16 protein-coding genes are annotated in these 16,535 nt (G+C 34.5%); 14 read left to right on the forward strand and 2 right to left on the reverse strand.

Annotation, left to right across the window (positions count from 1 at the left end):
• Positions 1-260: 260 nt before the first annotated feature.
• The 9 genes from L866_RS0102645 (at position 261) to L866_RS0102685 (ending at position 8,471) form a co-directional block, all read left to right on the forward strand.
• Positions 261-1,028, forward strand: a complete 768-nt coding sequence (locus tag L866_RS0102645) for an ABC transporter ATP-binding protein (RefSeq protein ID WP_211236677.1) — start codon at positions 261-263, stop codon at positions 1,026-1,028.
• A 3-nt stretch (positions 1,029-1,031) separates the two neighbouring features.
• Entirely contained in the window at positions 1,032-1,778 is a 747-nt protein-coding gene (locus L866_RS0102650; protein ID WP_025728901.1) for a hypothetical protein, read from the forward strand.
• Positions 1,775-2,488 carry a hypothetical protein gene (locus L866_RS0102655; protein WP_025728903.1) on the forward strand — a complete coding sequence of 238 codons (714 nt, stop codon included), beginning with the start codon at positions 1,775-1,777 and terminating at the stop codon, positions 2,486-2,488. The genes L866_RS0102650 and L866_RS0102655 overlap by 4 nt, the downstream gene beginning before the upstream one ends.
• Positions 2,489-2,555: 67 nt before the next feature.
• Complete coding sequence (locus L866_RS0102660) at positions 2,556-4,451, forward strand: endonuclease MutS2 (protein ID WP_025728905.1); 1,896 nt, start codon at positions 2,556-2,558, stop codon at positions 4,449-4,451.
• A 224-nt stretch (positions 4,452-4,675) separates the two neighbouring features.
• Positions 4,676-5,350: a YoaK family protein gene (locus L866_RS0102665; protein ID WP_025728906.1), complete on the forward strand. Its 675-nt coding sequence runs from the start codon at positions 4,676-4,678 to the stop codon at positions 5,348-5,350.
• Entirely contained in the window at positions 5,347-6,309 is a 963-nt protein-coding gene (locus tag L866_RS0102670) for an asparaginase (protein WP_025728908.1), read from the forward strand. Before L866_RS0102665 ends, L866_RS0102670 begins: the two co-directional genes overlap by 4 nt.
• Positions 6,310-6,552: 243 nt before the next feature.
• Positions 6,553-6,912: a GntR family transcriptional regulator gene (locus tag L866_RS0102675; RefSeq protein ID WP_025728910.1), complete on the forward strand. Its 360-nt coding sequence runs from the start codon at positions 6,553-6,555 to the stop codon at positions 6,910-6,912.
• Entirely contained in the window at positions 6,899-7,765 is an 867-nt protein-coding gene (locus L866_RS0102680) for an ATP-binding cassette domain-containing protein (protein WP_025728912.1), read from the forward strand. The genes L866_RS0102675 and L866_RS0102680 overlap by 14 nt, the downstream gene beginning before the upstream one ends.
• Positions 7,758-8,471: a hypothetical protein gene (locus L866_RS0102685; protein WP_025728914.1), complete on the forward strand. Its 714-nt coding sequence runs from the start codon at positions 7,758-7,760 to the stop codon at positions 8,469-8,471. The genes L866_RS0102680 and L866_RS0102685 overlap by 8 nt, the downstream gene beginning before the upstream one ends.
• A 64-nt stretch (positions 8,472-8,535) precedes the next feature.
• On the opposite strand, the gene L866_RS0102690 is transcribed toward L866_RS0102685, so the two are convergent.
• Positions 8,536-9,357 (reverse strand): undecaprenyl-diphosphate phosphatase, encoded by an 822-nt coding sequence (locus L866_RS0102690; RefSeq protein WP_025728916.1) that lies wholly within the window; start codon positions 9,355-9,357, stop codon positions 8,536-8,538.
• A 205-nt stretch (positions 9,358-9,562) separates the two neighbouring features.
• Here L866_RS0102690 and L866_RS09790 point away from each other — a divergent pair, with 205 nt between their 5' ends.
• Positions 9,563-10,075 carry a PTS sugar transporter subunit IIA gene (locus L866_RS09790; RefSeq protein ID WP_025728918.1) on the forward strand — a complete coding sequence of 171 codons (513 nt, stop codon included), beginning with the start codon at positions 9,563-9,565 and terminating at the stop codon, positions 10,073-10,075.
• A gap of 61 nt (positions 10,076-10,136) precedes the next feature.
• On the opposite strand, the gene L866_RS0102700 is transcribed toward L866_RS09790, so the two are convergent.
• Entirely contained in the window at positions 10,137-11,171 is a 1,035-nt protein-coding gene (locus tag L866_RS0102700) for a lactonase family protein (RefSeq protein ID WP_051452845.1), read from the reverse strand.
• Positions 11,172-11,281: 110 nt separating this feature from the next.
• On the opposite strand from L866_RS0102700, the gene L866_RS09550 reads away from it, so the two are divergent.
• The 4 genes from L866_RS09550 to L866_RS0102720 all read left to right on the forward strand — a co-directional run bounded on the left by L866_RS09550 (position 11,282) and on the right by L866_RS0102720 (position 16,488).
• Complete coding sequence (locus tag L866_RS09550; protein WP_169729066.1) at positions 11,282-11,467, forward strand: hypothetical protein; 186 nt, start codon at positions 11,282-11,284, stop codon at positions 11,465-11,467.
• Positions 11,394-12,557 carry an AI-2E family transporter gene (locus L866_RS08445; RefSeq protein WP_245578426.1) on the forward strand — a complete coding sequence of 388 codons (1,164 nt, stop codon included), beginning with the start codon at positions 11,394-11,396 and terminating at the stop codon, positions 12,555-12,557. Before L866_RS09550 ends, L866_RS08445 begins: the two co-directional genes overlap by 74 nt.
• A 506-nt stretch (positions 12,558-13,063) precedes the next feature.
• Positions 13,064-14,014, forward strand: coding sequence for a hypothetical protein (locus tag L866_RS0102710; protein ID WP_025728922.1), 951 nt, complete (start codon positions 13,064-13,066; stop codon positions 14,012-14,014).
• Between the two features lie 416 nt (positions 14,015-14,430).
• The gene (locus L866_RS0102720) at positions 14,431-16,488 is read left to right on the forward strand and encodes a DUF1542 domain-containing protein (protein ID WP_025728923.1); all 2,058 of its coding nucleotides are present in this window, start codon (positions 14,431-14,433) and stop codon (positions 16,486-16,488) included.
• The last annotated feature ends 47 nt before the right edge of the window (positions 16,489-16,535 follow it).

Consider the following 16,535-nt stretch of genomic DNA (forward strand, 5'->3'; position numbering starts at 1 on the left):
CAATCGGTTAATTGGCGCTGTCCTGATGGACACACATGACGAATGGCTCAGTTCTACAAGAAAGTATATCAAGTTTAACCAGTAAGAGAGTATAGAACATTGTATAGTATTTTACACAAGATTATGGACTTGACTAATGAACGTATAGTAAAAAAGTAAACTATTACAATAAGAAATAGAGGATGGGATGCGTTATGTTCGGAATAGTTGAGGTTCTACCAAGTCGTTAAGGATACACTACAAATTATAAAGGTGGAAAAATGATAACTATTCAAATTAAAAAGTTAAGAAAAGAGTTTGTCAATCAACAGGATCGTTTTGTCGCAGTTGATGATGTATCTTTTCAATTAAAATCAGGCAAAGTACTTGCCTTACTCGGGCCAAATGGTGCGGGTAAAACAACGATTGTACAGATGATTGCGGGCTATTTACAACCCACTAGTGGAGAAATAATGATTGATGATGTGGCATTAACCCCTAAAAATCGTCAACAATTTCCTATGGGTGTGGTATTTGGTGGAGAACTAGGTTTTTATGGTAATGCAACCGCAAAAGATAATTTAGTTTTCTTCGCTAATCTGAAAAAGATTCCACGGAAACAACTTCATGAGGAAGTAGATCGCGTGTTAGACTTAGTGGAATTAGCAAATGTCAAAAATAAGCGTGTTAATGAATTTTCAAGAGGAATGCGTCAACGTCTTCATATTGCACGCGCTTTGTTAAATCGCCCTAAAATTATTTTACTAGATGAGCCAACTAATGGTTTAGATGTTGAGATGGCACGTCATATTAGAGAGTTAGTGAAAGCATTAGCTGAGCGTGAGCAAATTGCGATTTTGTTAACCAGTCATATGATGTCAGAAATAGAATTTTTATCCGATCGTATTTTATTAATCGGTGCAGGTAAGATTTACCATGAAGGAACGGTGGAATCTATTATCCAGCTTTCAGGTGTCAAAGCAATTGATCGACCGGCAACATTAGAAGAGTCCTATTTAGCCCTTGCTGAGCAATTGAAAAGGAGATAGCCGATGATTCGAATGAGTGCATTAATAGGATTTCATCTCAGACAATATAGTAGAAATAGTTACTTCATTATGAATGTACTACTAGCTACTGTGTCTTTAGTGTTATTTCAATACTTGGCTGCATCCGTTTATCACGAAAGCATCACAGAAGTCGCATGGATACGAGCAGGAATTTTTGGCTTATGGGCATCCGGGACGACGGCTGCCGGGATAGTCGGTATGCAAAAATGGCAAGGTACATTACTTTATTTAATTAATAATCCTTTAAGTGATTATGTCTCTTTAGTAGCGTTAGTTGTACCAGCAGCAACGTTTGGCTTGTTAAGTTTTCCGATTGCATATGGGGTCTGTCTGATGCTTGGTGTGACAAATATGATCTTGACAGCATATCAATTGATATTTATTTTGTTATTATGGATAGGAGCAACAATTCTTGATTTGTGCATTGCATCGTTATTTATTTTGACGAAAGATGCGATCATTTATGAGACAATAATTGAATTACCGTTACTTATTTTTTCAGGTTTGTTTACCTTACCAGCATTTATGATGCGAATAGTTGATGTATTGGAGTGGATCATTCCAATTTCCTTGCCTATACAGTGGCTATTACAACAAGAAAGTTTTTCATTTAATTCTTTTCTACGCTACGTGATAAGTAATTTAATGATGTTAACAATTAGTTTCTTTGTTACAAGAAGAATTATTGAGGTAGCCAAACAAACCGGACAGTTTGGGGGGCTATCATGAGCGTAATAATTAAATCACTCCCTTATTTTAATCAGCTTAAAACGTTTGTGTTATATTTTTTGATATTACCCATTTTCCAAGCCCTATTATACGTTTTAATTGCTCAAGATTATATCGGTGAGAACACACAACACATTATGACGGCTTCGATTATTTTATCGGGTGCGACGATGTCATTAAATATGATAACTAGTTTATTTGTCGGGGATATTAGTCGAGGAATTGCTCAACTGATTGCAGTAGATTATCCGTATTCTATGTATTACTGGGGAACGCGATTCTTCGTCTGTTTCATCAGCTCGTACGTATTAGTCCTAATTAATGGCAGTATATTTTATCTGTTAAATTTAGTACATTTTAGCTTTATTTTATGGTTAGCTCCAATTTGTATTATAAGTGGGCTTATCATGGGGCTGTGCGGATGTTTTTTATCTTGGGGATACTCTAATATTTACTTTTGGTCCAATTTTTTCTCGTCATGTGTCGTATTATTTGGTGGAGCTATTGGAGCAGTTTCTCAGTATCCAGCAGTGTTTAAATGGGTGAGCTATCTCTTTCCAATGGGACAACTATTAGAAGTTGTACACGGCTATCCAATCGATGTAATCGGTGTAACGATTAATTTATTCGTGTGGACGGTATTGACGCTTGGCACATATCACTATCAATTAAAGCGAATTACAAAGAAGAATCACCACGGATTATTTTGACAAAATCACTTCCTTCGTGGAGTGATTTTTTCATGTTCAGGTGGGAGAAAAGGGCAAGGAGAATTATATGACAAATGAGTTATACCAAACGATTGATTTTGAACAAATTCGATCGAACGTGAAGCAATATGCAATATCGGGATATGCTAAAAAAGAAATCGAATCGAGACAACCCTCACCACACTTAAATGTAGTTGAAAAACGTTTAGATGAAACAGGAGAAGCTCTTACATTATTAAATCGTCATTTAGTGATGCCGTTCATGGGGTTAACAGATATTGAACGTTTGACAGAAAAAGTCGAAAAAGGATTCGTATTAAGTCCAAGTGAACTGATCGCATACGCTGATTTTTTAAGAAGTATTCGATTGATTAAGCAATTTTTGATGAAACATGAATGGTTAGTGCCACGCTTAGCAACGTACGCAACTAGTTTGGGCGATTTTAGTGCAATTGAACGAGATATTGACGAAAAAGTCATAAACAATCAAATTCGTGATGAAGCGAGTAAAGAGTTAAAGAAAACGAGACAACGGTTAGATCGAGTGGAAGATGAAATTAATCAAAAATTGAAAAAGTTTTTAAAAGATAGTCGTTACAAGGAGTATATTCAAGAGCGAATCGTCGTTCAAAAGCAAGAACGTTATACCGTACCGATTAAACATTCTTATAAAAATAAAGTTCCCGGTCAAATAATAGAAGAATCGAGTAAGGGATTAACAGTTTATATTGAACCAGACGTCATACAAGCATTGACGGAAGAACGAGTGATGCTTAAAGAAATAGAAAGTACCGAAGAATTTTATATTTTATCCTTATTAACTGGTGAGATAGGAATGGAATTGGAACGCTTGCATCAAATGATTGAAATTATAGTGGAGTTTGATGTGATTTTTGCTCGTGCAAAATATGCACGTGAAATTGACGGACGACGTGTTTCTGTCAATAAAAATGAATACATTAAGCTCGTACAAGCGAAACATCCATTACTCGGTCAACAGGCGGTTCCTCTTTCGCTTGAAATGGGACAAGACTATCGCGTCTTAATGATTACAGGGGCTAATGCAGGTGGAAAAACAGTCGTCTTAAAAACAGTGGCGTTATTGACGGTGATGACTATGTATGGATTATTTATCCCATGTGATGAAGCAAGTCATATCGCTGTAATGGATCATGTGTTTGCAAGCATTGGCGATCAACAAAGTTTAGAGAATTCGCTCAGTACTTTTTCGGGTCACTTAAAACAAATGTCGACTATTTTAAGACAAAGTACTCGTCATACTTTAATCGTTTTGGATGAAATAGGAAGTGGAACAGATCCAAGGCAAGGTGCTGGGTTAGCCGTTGCTATAATTAATGCACTTTATCAAAGCGGAGCAATTGTATTCGCCTCAACACATTACGGAGAGTTAAAAGAATATGCCCGTTTACATGCTGATTTCGAAACGGCAGCGATGGATTTTAACTTAACAACACTTCAACCAACTTATCGCTTACTGATTGGTCAATCGGGCGAAAGCTATGCTTTTTGGTTAGCAGAGAAGATGGGAGTATTACCACAAGTGATTGAGGAAGCACAATCGTTTGTTTTAAATAATCAATACCCTCTTGAAGTACATCCGTTTGAACATAAACAGAAAAAAGAACCCGAAAAAGAGCACATCGCGTATCAAAAAGGAGACAAAGTTTGGGCTAATGATCTAAAAAAAGAAGGCATTATTTACGAAGTGAATTCGATGCAACGAATGGCTCATGTTTTTATTGATCAACAGATGCATGAAGTGCCACTTAAACGCCTTCAATTATTGTTAACCGCTAAAGAACTTTATCCAGCAGGCTACAATTTAGACTTATTATTTGTGACCAATTACGATCAATATAAATTGGAAAAAGATTTATTGCGTGGTTCAAAAAAAGCATGGAAACAGTTAAAAAAGAAAGGACACTACTTGGAAGAACAATAATTTCTTATGAGAAAAGTATCGTTATGAATTGACCGTGTTATTCTGAGAAAAATAAGCTATAATAGAAAGACAAAAAGGAGAGCATCTGCATCTCCTTTTCATTATGTCAAAATGAACAAATGGAAGCTGAAAAAAGTAGTGTCTGTTTGTAAAGATTGACCATCGATGAGTAAAGTATCGCAAATGAATTAAACAATCATAGAAAAATGGGGAAGGATACAAACATGATTTGGATATTATTGTTGACAGCATGGGCGGGGTATATAAATAGTTTAGCACTACTTACATTTTCTAGAACCGTTTCACACCATTCGGGAAATTTAACGAACTTAGGAATAACGATAGGAACAGGTGATGACTTATGGACGATTATACAACTATTGGGCATCGTTTTATCTTATGTCAGTGGAGCAATTAGTTCTGAAATTATATTTGGTCGATTGACACGTGATCGACGACACTTGTCTAAACGATTGAGTAGTATTCTCGTTTTAATCGGAATCGGATTTATTGGGTTAGCGCGTGGCGAATCCCAGTTAGCTTTTATTATGTATTTTGCCTTTTTGATGGGGGGACAAAATGGTTATAGCTTGCAAGTCTATAATAAATTGGTTCGTACAACGCATATGACCGGGTACTTAACGGATGTGGGAATTTTAATTGGACAATGGATACTAGAAAAACGGACGAATGTACCGCTGTTGTGCTTTTATATAGCGAGTTTAATGTTGTTCGTCATGGGAGCAGCTGGAGCGGTCGTCGTTTCCCAAATCGTTGGATGGGAAGATCACGTTCTGTTAATTGCAATCGGCTATATCATATCAGGTCTCTTATTAGCGATTCGAACAATGCAAGTCGTGGGATTAAAGACATCAAAGAAAGAAGCGAATAATCAATGAAAAAAATATTAATCATTAATACAGGTGGCACCATTGCTATGAATGCCGACTTAACAACAGGAAAAGTCTCTCCCGTTAGCGATAATCCGTTATCCCGTGAAGCACATGTGTTTAGTCATTTTGCGGATTTAACGGTGGAAAATATGATGAATATTCCGTCGCCACATGTCACAGAAAAAGAAATGGATGAACTGAGTCGATTCATTCAAAAACGGGCGACATCGTTTGACGGTATCGTGATTACACATGGCACAGACACTTTAGAAGAAACGGCTTATTTTCTAGATTTAACGTTAGATGTTTCGATTCCGGTTGTCGTTACAGGAGCTATGCGTTCAATTAATGAAATGGGATCAGATGGACTGTCCAATTTAAGAAGCGCGATTATTGTAGCGCGTGATGATGCTTCTCGACACAAAGGGGTTCTCGTTGTTATGAATGAAGAAATTCATGCAGCGAAATACGTGACCAAAACACATACGACTAATTTAGCGACCTTTCAAACGCCTACTTTTGGACCCATTGGTTTATTATCTAAAAACCAAGTGTTGTATTTTCAAAAAATGTTACACCGAGATCACTTCACGTTACATGCATTAGATCAACGCGTCGCACTCCTTAAAATGTATGCGGGCATGACGCCAGATTTAATTGACGCTGTTGGTGCGTTAGGCTTTTCCGGGCTAGTCATTGAAGGACTTGGCGCTGGAAATGTACCATTGCAAGTGGCTCCTGCTGTGATGCGCCTAATTGAACAAGGCGTTGCGGTAGTAATGGTGTCTCGTGCATTTAATGGGATTACAGAAGATGTATATGATTACGAAGGTGGTGGAAAACGACTTAAACAAGCTGGTGTGATTTTCACGCAGGGAATGAGTGGCGTGAAAGCGCGAATTAAACTATTTGCGCTATTAAACAGTGATACACCGCATAATCTATCTGACGCATTTGATTGCTAATTGAATATAAAAAACTTCATCGGAAAAGATGAAGTTTTTTTATTTATATTATTGACAAAATAAAAAATATGATTTAATATGTTCATAGGTTAGTTAGTTAACTAACTAACCACTAAACTAAATAACGCATGAAGATGAAAAAATGTTTGATACAATTCATAGTAACTGATAAGGAGTGTTGTAAATGAACTTCAATTAATAAAATTTTTCAAACTAAAAATATCTCTAGAAAGAGGTGAGCCTATGTCGAATTTGCCTGTATATTTGCAAATTGCCGAACAAATTGAGAACGATATATTGAATGGTTATTTAAAACCTGACGAGCAAGTTCCATCAACAAACGAATTTTCTAAAATGTTGAAAGTGAATCCTGCAACAGCAGGAAAAGGACTATCTGCACTAGTAGACGAAGGTATTCTTTACAAAAAACGTGGTATCGGCATGTTTGTTTTACCTGACGCAGAAGAACGCATCCGAACTAAACGACGTGAAACATTTATTCAAAAAACATTACCACAATTTATTAAAGAAGTGAAACGACTACAATTCAATCATGATGAACTATTAAAACGGATAAGGAGTGAATTAGATGTTAATAATTAAAAATATTGAAAAGAAATATGGAAAGAAGCAAGTGTTAAAAAATATTACGACTTATTTGTCAGATGAAGTAGGTATTTATGGGTTACTGGGTCGAAACGGTGCCGGAAAAACAACGTTATTAAAAATGATTTGTAATCAAATTCCGATAAAAACAGGAGATATTTTGATAAATAATGAATCGGTAAAGGGATTCACTAACTTACATACGACTTATTGTTTAGTAGGCAATGGGTTAAGCACTAAAAATGATTTATTGAATCGAAAAATTGCTGAGCTCTTTACTAGCATGGAAATTGTTTATGATGACTTTGATCGACCATACGCAGAATACTTACTTAATCAATTTAATTTACAACCACATTTAAAATACACGAAATTATCAAAAGGAAATAAAACAGTGGTAGAAAATATTATCGGATTAGCGAGTCGATCAGCAGTGACCATCTTTGATGAGCCAACAGCAGGATTAGATTCAGTCAATCGTGAGCGATTCTTTAAAGAGCTAATGGAAGACTACGAAAAACATCCGCGTCTATTCATTATTTCAACCCATTTAATCGATGAAGTAGAGAACTATTTAACTCACGTCTTGATGTTAATTGATGGACAAATAAAAATGAACGCACCAATTGAAAACATTCAAAGTAAAGCACTACGTATTACCGGCTTAGAACAAGTCGAGGGACGTATTCTCAGTCAAAGCCATTTCATGGGCAAACCATCCTATGATGTTTTTACTTCTTATACAGATGAAGAATTACAAACAATGGAAGAAAATGGGGCAACGATTACTCGTCTATCTTTACAACAGTTATTCAATCGGATGGTAGAAAGAGAGGATTTATATGTATAAAACATTTCAATTATCAAACATTTATTTAAAAAGAACAGTTCTTTTCATAAGTAAAATGTGTGGAATCTGCATGTTGATTGCCTTAATTTTAGGAATTGCTACTTATTTCAATCAAAAAGAATTAGCCATTGAATATATGCAATCGATAAACGTACAAGACTATATTAGAGTGATGTTAATAGCGCTATATTCGGTAGTAGTCTTCACTTTTATAGTGTTACCTGGAGGATTTGCTAGTTATATGTATGATACATTGATTCGCTTTAGTCATAAACGTTTATCTTATTTCATTCAAATACAAATCATTATACTATTATATGCATTTATCCTTTATTTACTCCCTATATTGTTTGATTATATCAATAGTACATTTTTAAGCAGTGTTAATATCATGCTTTATGATCATGTGAAATATGACGCATCATTTAGTCAATTCGTCGAAAACGTTAGATTCTTGTTATTGGTGAATGTCGTAGGGCATATCTATTATCGTTGGGGAATAAAAGGAATAATTACTGGATTTGTGGTAATGAGCATCTTATACATTGGATGGGATTTTATGATTAAATCATATTTTCCATTCCATCAATTATTTATTCAAATCGAAAATCTATTAGAACACTTTTCATGGCTTTTAGGGTGCATTACACTGGGAATACTTGAATGTCTAAATTATTGGCTAGTTATGACAACTGAGTTAGAATAACGACTAAAAAACAAAAAACCACTCCAACGTATGAACATGGGAGTGGTTTTTTTAAAGGAGAATATTATAAAAATTGAAATGAAACTAAGACAATAATGCCAAGTACAATGCGATACCAAGCAAAGGCTTTGAAGTCATTTCGCTTAATATAAGTGAGTAAGAAGTTGACAGCAATTAATGACACGATAAAGGCGACAAGGGAGCCAACACCTAACATGCCAAGTTCTGTGCCCGTAAAATGAAACCCGAATTTCCGAACTTTTAGCAAACTAGCTCCAAACATAACGGGCACGCTCAAGAAGAAAGAAAACTCCGTTGCTACAAAGCGGCTTGTACCAAGTAATAATCCGCCTAAAATAGTCGCACCACTGCGACTCGTTCCGGGGATTAAAGCAAGGGATTGGAAACACCCAATCAGAAAAGCTGTTTTATAATCTAAGTCTTCGAGTGCTTGAATGCGTTCATTGGTTATTTGATGTTTTTGTTCAATGATTAGGAAGAAAATACCATATACAATTAACATAATTGCTACGACCACATAATTAAACAAATAACGATCCATCCAGTCATCCAAAAGCAAGCCAAGAACCGCTGCAGGAAGACAGCCAATAATGATTTTACCCCACATCTGCCATGTTTGTTTCTTTTCGATAGCACTCTTAGTTGAATTAAAAGGATTCAACTTTTGGTAAAATACGAGCATGACAGCTAATATAGCACCCAATTGAATCACCACTAAGAACATTTCTTCAAAATCAGGAGTCATAGGCAATTTCACTAATTCATTAAATAAAATCATATGACCCGTTGAACTGACCGGCAACCATTCTGTGATTCCTTCAATCAGTCCAATTAAAATAATTTTTAACCATTCGATTAATTGCATTAAATCACCTTTCTATTTCTATTCAATATATAAATACTGTATCAGTATAGCTAAAAATAGATGAACGGTCTATAAATTGATGATTTCTTAATATGTTTATTAAGAATAGAAGACAAAGCTGTAATCTAATTAAAACACCAATAACAGTTGAATGAAATATGTTAGAATATAAGCAAGAACGATAAGTAGTAAAGGAGCCGATAAAATGTTTAATCTATTTAAGAAAAAGAATGACCCCCCTCGTGTTCATACAGAAGATACTTTATACGCTGTCGCTAACGGCCAGTTGATTGCCATTACCGATGTAAATGATCCAGTCTTTTCAGAAAAAATGATGGGCGATGGCTATGCGGTACAACCAATTGATGGTCACGTGTATTCGCCTGTTCATGGAACGGTAACGAATGTTTTTCCAACTAAACATGCAATCGGTATCGAAACACCAAGTGGTTTAGAAATTTTAATCCATATTGGTATTGATACGGTGGAGTTAGAAGGAGGCCCTTTTGCAAGTGCAGTTTCAGAAGGGGATACAGTCACTCCGGAAACACTCTTATCAACCGTCGATTTAAGCGCATTACACGCAGCGGATAAAGCAACAGACGTCATTGTCATCATAACGAACATGAAGCAAGTGGTTGACTTAACAATTGAGACAAATCAAGTCGTCCAAGCCAGTCAGGTCATTGGTCACGTAACGAGTTTAGCAAAAGAATAGAAAAAAGCATCGACATGCATATTAAAGCAGGTCGATGCTTTTAAAGAATGGCCCAAAAAAGTTAGTCCATGAGTGGTAAGACGCATACATTCTCAGGGATGGGTATATTAGATTCAATGAACCTTAAATGCCCCGTTTGTTGATCGCGTTGGAATAAGGTGACGAATCCATGTTGATGACCGCAAATTAAGTAATCATCTGTCCGATTTAAATTAAAATCACGTGGAAAATGGCCGCGTGTTGAAACGGTCTCAAGTGGAGTTAAATTTAATCCATCTAGAGAAATTTCATACGACACAATGGCATCTTGCCCACGATTAGAGCAATACAAATGTTGCCCGTTTTTGGATAGGCGAATGGCTGCCGAACTATTAAAGTCAGTCCAATCATCAGGTAGAGTAGTGACTGAATCTACTTGCGTAAATGTTCCAGTTTCAGCATCATAACGCAACACGTCAATGGTTGCTGTCAATTCATTCATTAAATAAGCAACCGATTCAACCGGATGAAAGACTAAATGACGTGGCCCACTACCTGGTAAGGCGTTATATGTTTGCGCACGTTCCAGTTGTTGCCCGTCAATGCGATACGTAGTAACTTGATCTGTCCCTAAATCACAGACGCATAGAAATTTACCGACTGGATCCATTTGCGCATAATGAACATGCGCACTTTCTTGATTGGGATGCGGGCCATGTCCGGTGTGGTGGACTTCATCGATTAAAGTTAACTGTCCTGCTTCACTCAGTTGCAACATACTTAAAATGCCGTCGTGATAGTTCGTCGTAAATATGAGACGACGGGTCGCGTCGACCGAAACATAAGCTGGGACGTTAGGGGTGTAGCCGAGCTGATCAACTATCGTATAACCGGTTTGATCCGCAGAAGGAGCGAGCACAGCAACTCCACCTTCGCCATGAATCAATCCCACAGAAACAATCCAAGGCGTACCAGGCACAGCCGCTAAGTAAGTGGGATTGGTTAAAGGACAAGCGACTTGTATGGCTTCGATCTGATTCGTTGCAGGGTTCAATACCGCTTCATAAATACCTTGACTAGATTCTCGAGTGTATGTCCCAAATAAAATGCGTTCCATAAACATTCTCCTTTATCTCGCAATGAGTGTCTTTTAATTAGTGTACACCAGTTAACGAAAGAAATACAATGGAACACCTATTCAATCGGGTCATTATATTTTTCGTTTTTTTGAACGAAATAGTAGCAATGAACCATGAATTAGCGTACAATCTAGCGTATATCCATCGGGGAATTCAATCAGAATTTCCTAAATTAACCGAAATAATAAAGAAAAGAAGTGATGACAGAAATGGAAGACAAACAATTAAAGAAACAACGGACGAAATCCATGTTCTGGTACTGGTTTTTGAATAATAAAATGGTCGCCGTCCTATTAGTTATTTTATTAATAATGATTAATATCTTATTGCTCCAACGTATTAGTGGCATTTTTTCACCTATTGGTAGTTTCTTTAGTATTATCGCACTACCTGTTATTATGGCGGGCGTCGTTTTTTACATCGTCAATCCGCTCTACCAATTACTATTACGCAAAAATGTGAAAGACCTATACGCTATTTGGATTGTTTTTGCGATTATCGCCTTAGTATTTATTACGATGTTTTCTTACTTAATCCCTATGTTAAAAACGCAAATTACCGACTTCATTAACAGTTGGCCGAATTATTACGATTCTTTTGTAAACGAAATTAATAACGTATTGAAAAACGATTGGTTATTATCGATTCAACCTCAATTGAATCAAATGAATGAAAAATTAACAGCGAATTTAAGTCAACGCTTAAATGGTATTTTAAATGTAACGGTTAACTCGATTGGAAATATTGTTGGCGTGGTGACCGAAACAGTGATTGGCATTATTACGATGCCGATTGTCCTATTTTATCTTTTAAGAGATCAAGATCGAATTGTTCCAAAAACGGTCAAAGTGTTTCCAACGAGAGTGCGTCAACCGATAGCACGTGTCTTAAAAGATATGAACATGCAAATTAGTCAATACATTCGTGGTCAATTAACCGTTGCGTTCTTTGTAGCCGTGATGTTTGCGATAGGTTATTTAATTATCGATTTAAAATACGGTATTGTAATTGCTATCTTTGCTGGAATTATGAATATCGTGCCATATTTAGGAAGTTTCATCGGAATGGTGCCAGCAATCGTTATCGCATTGGTGACGTCACCGATTATGTTAGTGAAAGTATTAGTAGTTTTCATGATTGAACAAACACTTGAAGGACGAATCATTTCACCGCTCGTATTAGGTAGTAGCTTGAAGATTCATCCGTTAACCATTCTATTTATCTTATTAGCTGCTGGAAAAGTGTTCGGCTTCGCCGGACTATTATTAGGTATCCCAGGTTATGCAGTTGGTAAAGTGTTAATCGTTTCTATCTTTGAATGGTATAAGAAATATTCTAATGCTTATGAAGAAGATAACCTATAGAAATTGTTCATCAACTAAAATTTAATTATTAATTCAAAAAACGTTCATTTGTATTTTCAAGTGAACGTTTTTTATGTGGATACATTAAGACTAAGTGAAAAAATGAATAAAAAATAAGAGGAACAACCTCGTTTATTCATTCCGAGTTGTTTAATAAATTATTGTCGAGAAAATTTTGGTTATAATTACAACAAAATAACTGATTAAACAAAAATTAAAAAATAAGAAAGTAAATTTCATAAAGTCATAATAATTGAATATATGTAAATAAAGCACTTTCTAATTATATTTACACTGTTTTTAATCGTATTAACAGTATAAACGAACATATATAACGATTAAAAGGTATGAAAGCGATTGTTAATAAAACAATGGCACATTTATTAAAAAATACTTTATTTGTTAAAATTTACATAAAAAATATTGACAGCATTTGCCTTAAAATATATATTGAACGTGTAAAGAATAATTTTTTTACTTGTATTTGATTTGAAGGAGAAATTAATATGAAAAAACAAACAGGCACACAACCAAAGTACAGCTTAAAAAAAATAGGAGTGCATGTTGTATCTTGTCTTATTGGAATGACATTATTTAGTCCAATAAGCCACATGGTGCACGCAGATATGTCAGAAATATCTGCAGAGTCAAGTCATACAAATAGTTATTATTATATGAATATGTTATCAGAAGAAAAAGTATTAACTGATAAAAAAACAGGTGTACAAGTTGTCTTACAAGCAACTGAAAAAGTTAATATCGAACAAGTCCAAGTGACTAAAGGTACTACAAATGGCGTGTATGATATTCAATTAATTGATAAAAATGGACATAGCGTTAATCCAGCGATAGCAGTAAAAGTTGTACTTCCTGTTGAAGCAGGTAAAAAAGCAGTTAAAGTTGTCAACTTATTAGAAGGTCAAGATAAGTCGCTATCATTTGGTGAAGACGATCAGACAGTAGATTTCTTTACGAAACAATTAGGTAAGTTCTATGTAGAGTATGCAGATGGATCAAATCAATTAAATAAATCGGATTTAGAAAACGAATCAACACCAGATGCTCCGAAAGATGAAGAAAAAAATGTACCAATGCCACATGCACCTAAAACAGAAGAGCATACATCAGGGATGTTGTCAGAAGAAAAAGAATTAGAAGATAAAACAACAGGAGTGAAAGTAGTCTTACAAGCTACTGAACGTGCAGATATTGAAGCAATCAAAGTTACGCGTGATGAATCAACAGGTGTGTACGATATTCAATTGGTTAATAAAGAAGGACATGAAGTTCACCCAGCCATTGCAGTTAAAGTAATTCTTCCAGTAGAAAAAGAGAAAAAAGTCGATCAAATAATAAAAGAAAATGACCATCGCTCATTATCATTCGGTGAAGAAGATCATACTGTGGATTTCTTTACGAAACAATTAGGCAAGTTCCGCATCGAATATAAAAAATAATCAAATATGAACTAAAAGTGATTATGTTTAATAAAAACCCCTTTGAATAATCACTAAATGTAATTTTTTAGTTAAAAGTACGAATAAAAATGGAAAATAACTAAAAAATAAATATTCATTTCATCACAAGACATACAGTTCCTATTCAAGGGTACGTTGTATGTCTTGTTTTATATTAAAAAAACATTTAAAACATAATAAAAAACAAAAAAAGGATAAAAATAAGCGAAAAAGAATAAAAAAATTGGTGAAAATGAGAAAAAAATGAATTTATGACAACTATATGACAAAACGATTTAAATTACATTTTATACTGAAAATTTATTGACACTAAGCTATTGGAAGCATATATTTAACTAGAAAATATGGGTTAGCTACTACTCCCATATATAAATAATTTTACGGAGGAAAAACTCATGAATAACATTCAAAAACAGCCTAAATATACAATCAAGAAATTAAGTATCGGCGTTGCTTCATGCTTAATCGGTTTCGCATTCTTCGAACCAATTAGTGGAACAGTGCATGCGGAGGAAGAAACAGTTCTAACAGATAAAGCACATTCTTTAGAATCAGTTACAGAAACTAAAATGTTTGATTTGGATGGAAACAATATAGAGTACAAACAAGACAAACAATTAGATGAATCAGAAAGATATGCAGACGAACAAAATAATATCGAAATAAATAAAATTGATTTAAATGCAGATGAAAAATCACCCGCAGTAAATGTCTTAGGCAAATATATTAACGAAAATTCCATTCAAAACTTTCAAAAGAATTATGAAAACAGTACGTCTAATAATCCGATGTACGATTCTGAATTAAAAGCCTTGCTTTCAGAAGCAACTAGCGCAATAAAAGACAAAGATCCTATGAACATGATTTGGAAAATAAAAAGTATCGTAGCAAAATATCGGTTAGATGTTATTAGCGAAGATTTAGATAATTATTTGAATAAAATTGATAATAAAGAATTTATATTAGAAAAATCGAAACAAGAATTAAACAAAAACTTATTAGAAGCAAAAGATAAAGTAAATGTTTTGAAGAGTGCTTCTGATGCTCTAAATACTATTAAAAATGATAACTACAAAGATTTTATACAAAAGCATAAAACGGTAGTAAGTAAAAATGTAGAAGTTTTAAACGAAAATTTAAGATTTAGAGAAAACATTGAACATAATTTAGCGGATATAAAAGCAAAGGAAATTAATGATATCTCACAAAAAGCAGTTGATATTTTGGATAAAGTGGGCACTCATACTAATAAAAGAGAGATTAATGATTTAGTTTTTAAAATCGCAAAAAATTTGGAAGCTAAAGCTACTAATGAAAATTTAAAAGAACTTTTAAAATTAACGAATGAATTAGAAAAATTAATTGAATCCTCAAAAGAAATTTCTGAGCCTAAAAAAGAAGATTTGAATAAAGAAAAAGAAGAAGCAGCAAGAGTAATTAATAATGCATTGCAAGAAAAATTAAAAGCAATTAGTGAAGATAAAAGATATACAAAAGAAGAAAGAACAAATATCAATAAAATTTTAAATGATTATGCAACATCAAATATTGAAAAGATACAAAAAGAATCGGATGAAAAAGAGATTATTAAACTAAAAAATGAAGTAGTAAATGATGTTACACATTATGAAGGTGCACCATTCTCAAAACCGGATGCAAAAGAATCAATTAAAAATCAACAAAATATCCGTATAGGAGAAATAAAAAAACAAACAAATGTAACCGCAGATCAAATTGATCAAGCGATTGAATTAGTTAATAAAGCTGCAGAAAAAGCGAATAAAGAAATTGAAGATGCTGATACGGATGAGAATGTTGAACATGCAAAGGCAGAGGGATTATATGCTATTCAAAAAATTAACGCAGCTAATCAACCAAAGGTGAAACCAGATGTGAAACAACCTGAAGGTAAAACACCTGACAAGAAACAACCAGCGCCTAAGAAAGAGCAACAAAAAGAAGTAATCCCTGGATTAAAATTACAACCAGCGCCTAAAAAAGAACAACCAAAAGAAGTAATCCCTGGATTAAAATTACAACCAGCACCTAAAAAAGAACAACAAAAAGAAGTCATTCCAGGATTAAAATTACAACCAGCGCCTAAGAAAGAACAACAAAAAGAAGTCATTCCAGGATTGAAATTACAACCAGCACCAAAAACTGAAGATAAAAAACAAGATGGAATGAAACCAGAAGCACCAAAAGCTGATATGGAAAAAGAAAAACATGAAACACCTAAAGTGGATGGTAAACAAGAAAACAAACCAAATATGCCTTTAGACAAACATACTAAAGAATCAAAAGAAAACAAAGAAGCTAAACCAGAAATGAAGAAAGAAAATAAAGCTTCATTACCACAAACAGGTGAAGTAGTATCATTTGGCACTGCAGCGATGGCTGTTCTTACAGGTTTAGGATTAGCTATTCCAGGATTCAAACGTAAAGACCAATAATTGATTCAAATAAAACAAGTGCTTAATATCGATAAGGAACTCAATTG

The organism is Atopobacter phocae ATCC BAA-285 (assembly GCF_000526675.1).
Classification (GTDB): Bacteria; Bacillota; Bacilli; order Lactobacillales; family Aerococcaceae; genus Atopobacter; species Atopobacter phocae.